This window comes from Brucella tritici (assembly GCF_008932285.1).
Taxonomy (GTDB): Bacteria; Pseudomonadota; Alphaproteobacteria; order Rhizobiales; family Rhizobiaceae; genus Brucella; species Brucella tritici.
The window spans coordinates 1-12,644 of record NZ_WBVY01000010.1 but is presented as its reverse complement, the minus strand read 5'-3'; the positions used below and the strand labels follow the sequence as shown (position 1 = coordinate 12,644).

Sequence of the window (12,644 nt, the reverse complement as noted above, 5' to 3'; positions counted from 1 at the left end):
AATCCTCCCGTTATTGAATTTCAGCTTTGGAAATAGGCACTCTTCATTGTGGTGAAGAACTCCTGGTTTGAATGGCCAATTGAGTAAGCGCCGAAGCCAGATGCTTTGACCCCTCCAAAAGGCATATGCGCCTCGCTGGCCGTGCCGTGGTTGACATGGACCATGCCGGTTTCGGATTCGCGCACGAAGCGCAAAGCCAGATCGACATCGCGGGTGTAAACAGATGCGGCTAGACCGTAATCGACCTCGTTGGCGATTCTGATGGCGTCATCTACAGACCGGGCCTTGATGACCGATAGTACAGGGCCGAACACTTCTTCAAGCGCGAGCCGTGAACCCGCGGCCACGTCGGTGAAAAGCGTCGGCTCGACAAAATGACCCTGAGCGAAGTCCCCATCTTCCAGCGAACCTCCTCCGGCGACCAGCTTGGCACCTTCGTTTTTACCAATATCGATGTATTGCCGAACTGATGATTTCTGATCGGCCGTGATCATCGGCCCCATCGTGGCGCCCTGCTCCCAGGCCGGGCCGACCTTGATCGTAGCCATTTCTGCCCGCAGCGCCTCGATAATCTCTGCGGCGCGATCTTCCAGTACGATAACGCGGCTGACGGCCGTGCATCGCTGCCCAGTGCACTGGAACGCGGCAGCGCCGATCTGCTTTGCGACGGTTTCAGCCGATGCATAATCGAAGACGATTGCTGCATTCTTTCCGCCAAGCTCAAGCTGAGTACGCACAAACGACTTGCCTGCTTCGGCGCTGATGGCCGCACCAACGCCGGTCGATCCGGTGAAGCTCACACCTTTGACCAGCTTGTGGCGGATCAGCGCTTCGCCGACCTTGCGGCCACTGCCGAGAACAAGACTGACAACGCCTGCCGGAACGCCTGCATCCTTGAAGACGTCCATAAGCTTGACCGCCGACCACGGCGTCAGGTTCGACGGCTTCAGAACGACCGAGCAGCCATAGGCAAGAGCAGGCGCGATCTTGCGGACGGGCGTGACAACCGGAAAATTCCATGGGCCGATCGCAGCAACAACACCGATCGGCTCCCGCAAAGTCATGGCCAGACCATTGCGCTTTTCGCTCGGCAGCACATCGCCGTCGATGCGGCTCGCCTCACCGGCGCAAAAGCGCATCTCCTTGGCCGCGCGACCGACTTCGCCACGTGCCTCTGCCAAGACCTTGCCCTGCTCGGCGGCAAGGATAAACGCTAATTCGTCCAGACGCTGTTCCAGGATATCTGCGGCGCGGAACAGGATCGCACCGCGCTCGGGTCCCGGCACGTTACGCCAGGAAAGCCCGGCTTCGTGCGCGACCTTGACCGCTTCGTCGACATCCGTCTCTTCGCTGTTTGCAAATGAACCCAGGCACTGATCGCGCAGCGCCGGATTGTAGATCTTGGCGGTATCGCTCTTTGGTGCCCGCCATTCGCCGCCGATAAAGTTTCCGTAGGTCGCGCCGGTGTTACCGCGCAACCAGTTCAACATGTCGCTCATGATTTTCTTCCACTATCGATCAGTTCAATTCGGCCTGCAGCAGGGCACGCATATCGTCATGCGTCGGCTGGCGAGGATTGACCGGCACATTGCCGGACTGCAACGCTTCCTCGACCACTTCATCTAAACGCTCTGGCGTGACGCCGAAATTGCTCAACTTGGCGCTGATGCCCACATCGGCTCTCAACTTGCTGATCGCATCGACCGAAAGCAGGGCGGCTTGCTCGGCGGAGAGACCACTGATATCCTCGCCGAAAATCTCGGCGATCCGCGCGAATTTCTTCGCGTTGGACAGATGGTTGAAGCGCATCACCTCAGGCAGCATGATCGCGTTGACCAGTCCATGCGGAATACCGAATTTCGCACCAAGCGGCATGGCAAAGGCGTGTACAACGCCGAGGCGTGTGTTGTTGAACGCCATAGCTGCAATTGTACTCGCGAGCAGCATGTCGCCGCGCGCTTCAAGGTTGGAACCGTCGTTGACAGCAGTTCGCAGGCTCTTGGCAATCAAGACCATTGCCTGTTCCGACATCGCCTCGGAAATTGGCTGAGTTGCCGTATTGACGTAAGATTCGAGCGCATGCGTCAGCGCGTCCATGCCTGTCGTCGCCGTGATCGCGGAAGGCAGGGACAGTGTCAGTTCCGGATCGAGGAGCGCGATCTTGGCGCAGTTCAGTGTGCTGCCGACGCTGATCTTGACCTTTTGAACCTTGTCGGAGAGCACCGACCAGATGGTCAGTTCGCTTCCCGTTCCGGCCGTGGTTGGAACCGCGATGACCGGAGCACCGGCAAGCGGCACCTTGTCGATACCGACATAATCCCGAATATTGCCCTTATTGGTCAGCATGAGGCCGATGGCCTTCGCCGTATCGAGAGCGCTGCCACCGCCGATACCGACGACAACGTCGGCTTTGTGATCTTTGCCAAGGACAACGCCTTCGTCAACTGACCTTGTCGCCGGATCGCTTTCGACATCGGTAAATACAACCGTCGCGATACCGCCTGCCTTCAGGATGGAGCTGACTTTCTCCACCAGCCCGGCGCGTTCGACGCCAGGATCACCAACCACAATTGCACGGCTCGCCTTCAGGCTGCGCACATAGCTCGGAAGCTTGGCGATCAGGCCATTGCCGAATTCGATCTGCGTGGGGATGTGGTATGTAAACGATTTCATTCTTTCCTCCCGTAAGCGCTAACGGCGCAGCTCGATCCCATAGGGTGCGCCCAAACTCTCTAGTTCCTGTTCGACTTTTGCAGGCAAGACAATGCCTTCGCGTAGCCTCTTCTGCTCGGCGCGATGCTCCAGTTCACCGGCATGAAGGATCTCGTCTGTGCCTTCGGCACGTGGTTCTGCTTTCAATTGTTCGATGTATCCGTCGAGCCTGACCCGGAATGCCGATAGCGGCATGAAACGCTCGATATCGATCGCGATGAACATGTGCCCGACATTCTGCGGGTCCTGCCAGTTATCGTACATATTGTTGACGGACGGTCCGAAACCCGCTCCGGTCAAAACGCCGCACAGAATATCGATTGCCATTGAGAGGCCGAAGCCTTTAGGCCCGCCCATCGGCAGCACCGCGCCATCAAGCGCCACATTGGCATCCGTCGTCGGATTGCCTTGCCTATCGACCGCCCAGCCCAAGGGTATTTCTTCGCCCTTGCTGGCTGCGACGATAATCTTGCCGCGTGCCACGAGGCTGGTCGCCATATCCAGAATGAACGGAACCTCGCCGCCGGTTGGAAAGCCGAACGCGATAGGGTTCGTTCCCACGAAAGGTCGCACACCACCGGTCGGTGGCATGGTCTGCGATGCGTTCGACATAACGATCAGGGCCAGACCACGCGCGACGGCTTTCTTGACATAAGATGCACCGGTTCCGAAATGGTTGGACCGTGAAACACCGAGAATGCAAGCGCCACGCTCTTTTGAACGGTCCATGGCGATGGCGAGTGCACGGTCGCCAACATAGGCGCCAAAATTATTGCGGCCATCCAGAAGCCCCATCGCGCCGCTGTCCGTGACCAGTTCCGGCTCGGCCTGCGGATCGACCATGCCCTCGGCAATGCGCCTCAGGTAAATGCCGAGCCGCACTACACCATGCGAACTGACGCCGCGCAGATCCGCCTCGACGAGATTTTGCGCAACGGCGAGTGCAACGTGTTGTGGTGCTCCATTAGCGACCAGCACATTCCGGCTAAACTCGACCAGATAAGAGGCTTGATAGGCCATGGTGTCAAACCCCTTTAGATTTCAGCGTCTGGTCGATCCAGCTGCGATCGATCGTACCATCTGCAATGCTTTGCAGGATCGCCGCCTCCCGATCCTGTTGAGCGGTCGCAAGTACCAGAATCTCTTCAGCATGGCTTTGGGGGACAGCGATGAGTCCGTCAGTGTCTCCAATCACGATATCACCGGAGGAAACGACCATACCACCAACAGAAACAGGAACACCGATCTCGCCGGGCCCATCCTTGTAGGGACCGCGATGCGTCACGCCGCTCGCAAAAACCGGAAATCCTGCAGAGAGGATCGCCGACGTGTCACGGATCGCACCGTCGATGACGAAGCCACCAAGCGAACGAGACATGGCATAGCGAAGCATGATTTCGCCGATGATCGCATTGGTCATGTCGCCGCTGGCATCCACGACGATGATGTCACCGGGTTTGGCGATATCGAGTGCCTTGTGAACCATGAGGTTGTCGCCAGGCCGCGTGCGCACCGTCAAAGCACTACCGCACATTACGTTATCACCATGGAACGGTCGAAGACCCGAACCACCTGCAAACACACGGTTCATGTTGTCGCTGATGATAGCGGTTGGGATAACCCGGAATTTTTCGACAAGATCATTTGCCGGACGACGAAAGTCGTCCGCGACACGAAACCCTAGCAATGGAACCTCCCTTGGTGCCTCCGCACCTTTATGATGAGAGGAACCTAGAAGCTAGAAAACTTGACGTCTAATACATAATAGAGCAATTATTGATAACTTAGAGGTATCAATATGTTGGACGCGCGACAGTTACGCTATATTCAAGCGGTATCCGAAGAACTTCATTTCGGGCGTGCTGCGGCTCGTCTTCGTATCGCGCAGCCTGCCCTCTCTCGGCAGATCCAGCAAATCGAAGCAAACCTTGGAACTATGCTTTTCGCACGAACGCAGAGACGCGTGGAACTAACGCCTGCCGGTGAACTGATGCTGGATCGAGCCCGATCAATCTTGAAGGAAATGGAACAAGCGGAAATTGACGCAAGGCGCGCAGGCAAAGGCGAACTTGGTCGCCTTTCTGTCGGTTTTATCCATTCGTCCAGCTATGGCTTCTTACCGCGATTACTTCGCCGCTTTCACGATCGCTTTCCGGAAGTGAATCTGGAACTGAAGGAGATGGGAATTGCCGAGCAGATCAACAGCTTGCCGCTCGGTGCGATAGATATTGGAATTACACGGCCCGCCAAATACGCAAGCGGCATCGAAACTCTTCCAGTACTTGAAGAAGATTTTCTGGTTGCGGTGCCAGCGTTCAATCCGCTCGCATCCGTAAAGAGCACGTCATTGGCGCGATTGACAAATGAGAGCTTTGTCCTGTTTCCACGAGAAACTAGCCCCCTTTTCAATACATCCATTGTCACAATGTGCGAAAACGCGGGCTTTTCACCCATCGTTTCGCAAAAAGCGACGCAGGTTCATACGGTCGTCGGCCTAGTCAGCGCGGGAATGGGGATCGCAATCGTCCCCGCCACCGCACGAAATCTGCAGATATCCGGCGTCGCCTTCCTGAAGATCGAAGACGAACCACCTCCGGTAACAATCGTCCTCGCCTGGAAAGCAAACCGTGTAACATCCCACATGAAGGCATTCATGTCGATTGCAGTGTCGGCTGCGAGAGAACTTCAGGGCCTACCTAACGACAACTAAAACAACTTCATAAAAGGCGGGTTCTGGAATAGCCCCCTAATTTCCCGGACAGTTTCTCCCACTTAAATAAGTGATAGGACTACTGTTCACATTATGACTGGTAATAGCATTAAGATGGAAATTCTTTCCGGCCCTGAGCGGCGTCGACGCTGGAGTACAGCGGAGAAGCTTGCAATTGTCCACGAAACCTACGAGACGGACGCAACGGTCAGTGTGGTCGCGCGTCGTCATGGCATTGCGCCTAACCAACTGTTCGCGTGGCGCAAACTTGCGTCACAGGGTGCATTGGTTGCAACGGCAGCCGAAGAGGAGGTTGTCCCTGCCTCGGAATACCGGGCGCTTCAGGCTCAGGTGAAGGAATTACAGCGCCTGCTGGGCAAGAAAACGATGGAGGGGGAAATTCTCAAGGAGGCCCTCGAAATCGCCAACGGCCCAAAAAAACGGATGCTGCACTCAATCTCGCTGCCGAAGGACGTTTTGCGATGAAAACGTTATGCGAGACGCTAGGTGTTGCCCGGTCGAATATCGCGGCGCGAGCCACAGGCACCCTTTCCAAAGCCCGAGGGAGACCTCCGCTTCCCGACGCTGATCTGGTTGCTCAGATCAAGGCGGTCATTGAAGAAATGTCGACCTATGGCTATCGGCGCGTTCATGCCATTCTGCGGCGCAAGGCCCGTGAACAGGGCTGTTCATGGCCGAACGCCAAACGTGTTTATCGCGTGATGAAGCGGCATGATCTGCTCCTTCAGCGCCATACCGGAGCTGCCGGTGAACGCAGACACGACGGACAAGTCACCGTCGAGCGCTCCAATACCAGATGGTGCTCCGACGGTATTGCCAAGTTATTTGAGGTAGGCGGCACGACCCCGTTGAGCTTTTGCTCATGCGTTCATTTCAGCAGTGTAGTCGTGCCATAATGCAAATGCATCGATACGTGCATGGCGGTAGGAACAAGCTGTGAGTTTATGGCGATGTGGACGGAAAATCAGATTAATCTGATCGTGAGCGGCAAGGAACCTTTGCGCATGTCGCGCTGACTTGAACCGCCCAAATATCTTTTCCCGTTTTCGCGTTGGCCTATGCGAGACTTCGATGGCGTTATTCAGGCCTTTATGAGCCCGATGATCCGCATCTGGTGAAAGATTTTGTATTGGCTTAATGTAACTGCGCAGCTTATCCGTCACGACGACACGTGGTTGACCGAATTGCTTCACCAGTCTGGAGAAAAAGCGTTTGGCAGCCTTGGTGTTACGACGTGTTTGAACCAGAATATCAAGAACATCGCCGTCCGCATCAATTGCCCGCCAAAGCCAATACTTCTTTCCTCCGATAGTGATGACGGCCTCATCAATGTGCCATTTATCATTCGGCCTTGGTCGGTCCCTGCGGATACAGTCGGCAAAATGGCGGCCGAAGCGATTAATCCAGACGCGAACGGTTTCCCGGCTGACAAGCACGCCACGCTCAGCGAGAAGATCTTCCACATCGGCCGTGCTTAACGCAAATCGGTGATAGGTCCAGACAGCGTAGCCAATAATTTCACGCGGAAAACGAAACCCCTTCAACCGGGGAAAGGAGCTGGGTAATTTCATGCCATATTGATACCGGAAACGCCAGGCTCAAACAACTTGGCAATGCCGTACGGCGAGTTCAATGTCACATTGAACAAGCTAAAAATCGACCGCGTGACGGGGGATACCACACTCACGATGTCGTGGTTTCTAGTTCCGGCCCTACATATCAAGCATAAGTGTCAGATCTCGAGGCAGCCTGATAAAGACGCTGCCATTATGATTGGTGAGGCGTTTGAGGGGATGAAAGCCGAGATCAAACGGATCACTAAGAAGGGTGTCGAAAACCGACTTTAGCGAAACCCGAGATAGGAGAGGCCCGAGATAGGAGAGGGAGGAAGGCCTTCCCTCCATTTTCAATATTCTCAATTTTTGCGTTCCTGTAATCAATGAGGTCGGTTCGGCGCTCATATTGCTAGTGGTGAAGAGCGCAGGTTAAAGGACGTATTCGAAGCTGTCCTTGCTGCTGCACTCGGTTAGAACCGTCAGCTCCTCACATCGTCGGCTCGCAAAGAATTCGAAAAACTTTACAACTGTAAAGTCGCCCGCAACGACGGCCACCCTGTGAAAAACTTTACAGTTGTAAAGTCGAGCGTCAGCCAATGCCTCCGTTAAGCTCTCGTTAACGAAAAATTCCTTGTAGAATCGGTTGCATTCGGGTCTTATGACGGAAAGTGAACCGTATCGGGTTCAAAACCGTCCAGAGAACTAAATGCTTCAGTCGCACAATTCCGTCGTCACAGACACTGCGTCAAAGATCGAAGGCTACACCGCCAAGCTCTCGGCTGAGTTGAGGGAGATGCGTGAGGCCTTTTATCCGCCTTCCTCGCGAAAGTCATTCTCGCGCACTTTTTCGACACTCGATCTCGTCAGACTCCTCGATGTCCCTGAGAGCACCTTGCGTCAACTCACCATTGAGGGGAGGGGGCCTCAGCCTGATCGCGCGGAAAACAATCGTCGCACCTACACCATCGAGCAAGTCAAAGAACTTCGGGAATTCCTAGCTGATCTTCGTCCAGACGAAGCCGTGAGCCTGCTGCCGTATCGCCGTGGCAACGAGAAGCTTCAGGTTATCGCCACATCCAACTTCAAGGGTGGCTCCAGCAAGACGACGACTTCTGCCCACCTTGCGCACTTTCTTGGCCTGCAAGGCTATCGCGTTCTGTGCATAGATCTCGACCCTCAGGCATCATTGACGTCGATTTTTGGCATTCAACCTGAATTCGACCTTGAACCAAATTCGACCGCGTATGCCGCGCTGCGGTATGACGAAGAGCGTCTCCCTTTGTACGACGTCATTCGTTCCACATACTTCCCGGGTGTCGACTTGGTGCCGGGAAATCTGGAATTGATGGATTTCGAGTTCGATACTCCGTCATATCTGGCTGACCGAAACCGAGACGAGCTGGGCCTCTTCTTCGAGCGCCTGGTTAAGGCAATTCAGACAGTCGAAGATCGTTACGACATCGTCATTCTCGATACACCGCCTTCACTCGGTTACACGACGCTTGCGGCTCTATATGCGGCGACATCCCTGATTGTCACTGTTCATCCGGCAATGCTTGACGTCGCGAGCTGCAACCAATTCCTGATAATGATCTCGGATTTGTCGGAAGTGTTGGTGCAGTTCGGAGCAAAGTTCGAGCACGATCATTTCAAGTTCTTGCTCACCCGCGTAAACCCGAACGATGGCCCGCAGAAATATATGGCTGGTGTAATGCGCCGCCTGTTCGGGAACGACGTTCTGGTTGCTGAGGCATTGGAATCGACGGCTATCGCGGGCGCTGCAGTCGCCAAGAAGACACTTTACGAGCTGGAATCTGGAGAGGTGGGTCGAGAAGCCCTGAAACGGGCCTTGGAGAGCGCGGATCGCGTTAATTTCGACATCCTGAGCCTGATCCATAAAGTTTGGGGACGTAACCCATGAAAAAAAGCATTCTAAAGCAAATGGCCGATGTCGAGGCTAGGGGAGGGGAAGGCGCAGATAAAGCGATCCTGAACCCAATGGCGGCTCGACGTCATTCGTCACCAGTGATCTCAAACGTCGGCCGTGCGCTCACCCAGCTGACCGAGGACAGCATTGTCACGCTCGAAGCCAGCAAGATCGAGCGGTCTCCGTTCAAGGATCGTTTTGAAGCTGATGCTGAAGCCAACGAGGAACTCGAAGCCCTTAAGCTCTCGATTGCTTCCGAAGGCCAGAAAATCCCTGTTCTGGTGCGGCCGCATCCATCAAAGCCGGGGCATTATCAGCTTGCCTACGGCTATCGTCGCCTCGCAGCCATAAAGGCGCTGAACGAGGAGGATGGTCGCTCTGACCCCATCAAGGTTAAGGCCTACGTTCGTGAACTGACGGATCGCCAGCTCATCGAAGAGCAGTCCCTTGAGAATGGTGTTCGCGAAAGCCTGACCTGGATCGAGCAAGCGATGTGGACACTCCAGCTGAAGGCTGTAGGGCTGTCTCAGCGGGCGATCTGCCCCATCCTCGGCCTGACTGAAGCCGCGATCTCGCATTTTGGTAAGGTGACTTCAGCCATTCCTGAAGACGTCATCTATGCGATTGGGCGCGCGAAGTCAGTTGGTAGGCCGAAATGGACATCGCTCGCAGAGCTGATGTCGGGCGATGGCAAAGTCGAAGCCGTTCGCGAACTGATCAAGACGCCGGATTTCCAGGCGGCGGACAGCCCGACTCGTTTCTCGAAGGCCTTCGAAGTGGCCAAAGGCGAGAAGACTGTGCCTCAATCTGCGCCTGCTGCTAAGTCCTGGACATCCAAAGACAATTCGGTCAGCTTTATGATGAATCAGAAGCCGAAGAAGGTCGCTATCGAGCTAACTAGCACGAAGGCTGCACCCTTCGGCGACTGGCTATCGAGCCGTCTGGACGTCCTCTATGAGGAGTTCAGGCAATCAGAAACAGGAAATGGAGATAACTAAACCGCGAAAGAGAAAAGGCCCCACAAACACACGGTCTGCGAAGCCTTTCGGTATTCTCTAGCAAGATAACGAATCGCATTTCTCAGAATCCGTGTCAAGCGTTTTGACGTCGTTTGCGGCGAACGGATCTCTTTTGCCTTCAGTTAGGTGAGAGAAATGCAAGCTGGAGAATATGCAACGACTCCCTTTGGGAGCCGACCGATGACGCTTGCCTCGTTGGCAGCGCAACGTGTCACACGTGAATCCGAAGGGCAGGGCAGGGCGGTCGATAAGTGGGCGCTCTACAAGGATATCTGTGAAGCTAAGAGCGTGCTGGGAACGAATGACCGTGCGTTGGCGGTCTTGTCGGCGCTGTTGTCCTTTTATCCAGACAGCGAGTTGTCAGAGGAGAACGGGCTGATCGTGTTCCCATCAAACCGCCAGCTCTCGCTGCGTGCTCACGGAATGCCTGACACGTCTCTGAGGCGTAATCTAGCCTCTTTGGTCGACGCAGGCCTGATCCTGAGGCGCGACAGCCCGAACGGGAAGCGTTACGCCCACAAGAGCAGGGAAGGGGACATTGAGGAGGCTTTTGGGCTGTCTTTGGCACCATTGCTCGCTCGCGCCGACGAGATCGCTCAGGCGGCCGACCAGGTGCGTGCTGAGGCCCAACGCATCAAGCGGACAAGAGAGCGCATTACGCTCCAACGCCGCGATATCTCCAAGCTGATCGAAGTTGCCGTCGAAGAAGTCGCTGAAGGCGACTGGAGCGGTCTCTGGAGGCGTTTCCGTGCCATTGTAGACGCTATTCCGCGTCGAGCATCTATCACGGAGCTGGAGACGATTCTCGACGAACTGGTGGCAATCCGCGTCGAAGTGGATAACGCGCTGAATTCCTTTACGAATGATCAGAATATGGACGGCAATGATGTCCATACTGGACGGCAACATACTGAATCAAACCCAGACTCACATTTTAAACTTGAACCTGCTCCAGAAACGAGCGGGGTCGAGGTTGAGCCAAAACCTAGATCGGTGGAGCCGCCGAAAGGGTATCCGCTCGGCCTGATATTGAAGGCCTGCCCAGACATAATCGACTACGCCGTCGACGGGATCGCGAGCTGGAGAGACTTGATGGCGACGGCCGCGCAGGTTCGTGGCTATCTCGGGGTTTCGCCGAGCGCATATGCCGATGCCTTAGACATCCTCGGGCAGGAAAACACCGCTGTCGTGATTGCGTGTATCTTGCAGCGCGCCAACCACATCAACTCGGCAGGCGGCTATCTGCGAGCATTGACCGACAAGGCGAGGGCAGGGGGCTTCTCTGTCGGCCCAATGTTGATGGCGCAACTGAAAACGAATGGGGTGACGACGTCGAGGATGGCTGGATAAAATGCGGATTTGCCACGGAACCTCGTCCATCCATCTGGATTCCATCCTGCGTGAAGGACTGAAGCCGCGTGGCCAGAAGCCTTCCAACTGGCAAGCATCCAGTCACGCCGACCTGGTCTACCTTTCACAGGCATACGCTCTCCATTACGCGGGGAATGCGGCCGACAAAGAAGGCGGAGACATCCTCCTGGTCGAGATCGACACCGATCTCCTTCCAGCGTCGAGTTCGATGCTTGCAGACGAGGACGCAATCCTCAGTGCGCTCTCCATCCTGATCCTATAATGCCAACGCGACTCTCCATCAAAGTTACGACCAAAGATCCCGATGAAGTGAGTGACAAGGCAACCCGGCAGGCTGAACGGGCACCTCTTCAGGAGGTGTTATCGTCGACTGTAGAGCCGCAGGCGCCTGAAGATCCGCCAGTGAATGTGAAGCCTGAGCAGAAGGAGGAGCAAGCGGATGAAACCATTACTTTGCCTCCCGTTCCCAAATCACCACAAAAGCGGCCTCGTGCTAAAAGGCCAAGTCCCAAGACCGAAGACGGCCCGGTGACAGACGAAGAACTGGAAGAGCTGGAAGCGGAAAATGCCCGGCTCAAGCTCTCATTAAATGAGCAGTTGAAAGCGAAGCAGGATGGTTCTGAAAACTGACAAGCTGCTAGACTTGGGATGATTTGGATTAAGACACAGGGAATCGTGATGGCTGTTACATTGTTGCATGGAACCGGAAATCTCATTTGCGACGGCGTTGATGTGGGTGGAGTCGAATTCAGCATCGCTAGTCCTGAAGATGGTCCGGATGTGACCAGGCGCGGAAAAGTGTGGGGAAACAAAAAGGCAGTTGCAGCAGCCATGAACGCCACCAAGACAGAACTCGCCGTGCCTGAATCCGGTGGCTTGCTTCTCCTGGACATTCAGGACCTGAATCGCGACGGTGGAGCGCTGTTCACGGTTTTACAACCCGCACCCGTCTGACCACGGCACGGTCGTAAACTTTTGTCGATCAACGAAAGTCAAAGATGATCGAAATTTGACTTTATGATAAATACCGCTCCCAATATGCAGGAGCGGGGTCATGCATGGTCGTCTCGATTTTCATAAATCAAAAGCGTTAAATGCGCTTCTCACCACTGAAGCCAATGAACAGGCGGGATCAGCGCGGCATCATCGTTTCGACGATTGGTTCGGCGAACTGTTTTCCGTACGATACGTCATTATGGTGGTAAGCGGTCAGCCGATGGCGTTAGACTTGAAGTTCCAAGGCATCAGAGTTTCGATTTCGGTTACAGGCCAACCTTGAGCGATACGGTTCAGGGTTTGGGATAGCCAGTCGAGCGGATCGACGGCAT

Annotated in this window: 13 protein-coding genes and 1 pseudogene; 8 read left to right on the top strand and 6 right to left on the bottom strand. The window is 55.1% G+C overall.

The annotated features are described in order from the left end of the window. Nucleotides 1-20: 20 nt before the first annotated feature. From F9K94_RS22990 to F9K94_RS22975, 4 genes are read right to left on the bottom strand one after another with little or no spacing between them, the layout of a single operon-like run. A complete protein-coding gene (locus F9K94_RS22990; RefSeq protein ID WP_151610502.1) occupies nucleotides 21-1,499 on the bottom strand; it encodes an aldehyde dehydrogenase family protein in 1,479 nt (492 codons plus the stop codon). A gap of 19 nt (nucleotides 1,500-1,518) precedes the next feature. Then, on the bottom strand, nucleotides 1,519-2,673 hold the full coding sequence (locus F9K94_RS22985) for an iron-containing alcohol dehydrogenase (RefSeq protein ID WP_151610501.1): 1,155 nt from the start codon (nucleotides 2,671-2,673) through the stop codon (nucleotides 1,519-1,521). An 18-nt stretch (nucleotides 2,674-2,691) separates the two neighbouring features. After that, a complete protein-coding gene (locus tag F9K94_RS22980; RefSeq protein WP_151648919.1) occupies nucleotides 2,692-3,732 on the bottom strand; it encodes an Ldh family oxidoreductase in 1,041 nt (346 codons plus the stop codon). A gap of 4 nt (nucleotides 3,733-3,736) precedes the next feature. Next, the gene (locus F9K94_RS22975) at nucleotides 3,737-4,399 is read right to left on the bottom strand and encodes an RraA family protein (RefSeq protein WP_151610499.1); all 663 of its coding nucleotides are present in this window, start codon (nucleotides 4,397-4,399) and stop codon (nucleotides 3,737-3,739) included. A 111-nt stretch (nucleotides 4,400-4,510) separates the two neighbouring features. On the opposite strand from F9K94_RS22975, the gene F9K94_RS22970 reads away from it, so the two are divergent. Both F9K94_RS22970 and F9K94_RS22965 read left to right on the top strand, forming a co-directional pair. After that, entirely contained in the window at nucleotides 4,511-5,422 is a 912-nt protein-coding gene (locus F9K94_RS22970) for a LysR family transcriptional regulator (protein WP_151610498.1), read from the top strand. 93 nt (nucleotides 5,423-5,515) lie between these two features. Continuing rightward, nucleotides 5,516-6,279 (top strand): annotated as a pseudogene (locus tag F9K94_RS22965) (transposase); the annotation flags it as partial. Between the two features lie 24 nt (nucleotides 6,280-6,303). Here the strand turns inward: F9K94_RS22965 and F9K94_RS22960 are convergent. Next, nucleotides 6,304-7,014 (bottom strand): IS6 family transposase, encoded by a 711-nt coding sequence (locus tag F9K94_RS22960; protein WP_151610497.1) that lies wholly within the window; start codon nucleotides 7,012-7,014, stop codon nucleotides 6,304-6,306. 691 nt (nucleotides 7,015-7,705) lie between these two features. Here F9K94_RS22960 and repA point away from each other — a divergent pair. The 6 genes from repA to F9K94_RS22925 all read left to right on the top strand — a co-directional run bounded on the left by repA (nucleotide 7,706) and on the right by F9K94_RS22925 (nucleotide 12,270). Then, nucleotides 7,706-8,920: a plasmid partitioning protein RepA gene (gene repA, locus F9K94_RS22950; RefSeq protein ID WP_151610496.1), complete on the top strand. Its 1,215-nt coding sequence runs from the start codon at nucleotides 7,706-7,708 to the stop codon at nucleotides 8,918-8,920. Then, complete coding sequence (repB, locus tag F9K94_RS22945) at nucleotides 8,917-9,924, top strand: plasmid partitioning protein RepB (protein WP_011983085.1); 1,008 nt, start codon at nucleotides 8,917-8,919, stop codon at nucleotides 9,922-9,924. The genes repA and repB overlap by 4 nt, the downstream gene beginning before the upstream one ends. 156 nt (nucleotides 9,925-10,080) lie before the next feature. Further along, nucleotides 10,081-11,295: a plasmid replication protein RepC gene (gene repC / locus F9K94_RS22940; RefSeq protein WP_151610495.1), complete on the top strand. Its 1,215-nt coding sequence runs from the start codon at nucleotides 10,081-10,083 to the stop codon at nucleotides 11,293-11,295. Between the two features lies 1 nt (nucleotide 11,296). Further along, entirely contained in the window at nucleotides 11,297-11,578 is a 282-nt protein-coding gene (locus tag F9K94_RS22935; protein ID WP_192799570.1) for a hypothetical protein, read from the top strand. Further along, nucleotides 11,578-11,946 carry a superantigen-like protein SSL4 gene (locus F9K94_RS22930; RefSeq protein ID WP_231771639.1) on the top strand — a complete coding sequence of 123 codons (369 nt, stop codon included), beginning with the start codon at nucleotides 11,578-11,580 and terminating at the stop codon, nucleotides 11,944-11,946. Before F9K94_RS22935 ends, F9K94_RS22930 begins: the two co-directional genes overlap by 1 nt. A gap of 48 nt (nucleotides 11,947-11,994) precedes the next feature. After that, a complete protein-coding gene (locus tag F9K94_RS22925; protein WP_231771638.1) occupies nucleotides 11,995-12,270 on the top strand; it encodes a hypothetical protein in 276 nt (91 codons plus the stop codon). A 255-nt stretch (nucleotides 12,271-12,525) separates the two neighbouring features. On the opposite strand, the gene F9K94_RS22920 is transcribed toward F9K94_RS22925, so the two are convergent. Continuing rightward, nucleotides 12,526-12,644, bottom strand: a 119-nt coding sequence (locus tag F9K94_RS22920; protein ID WP_151610493.1) for a transposase domain-containing protein, incomplete at its 5' end; no start/stop codon positions are given.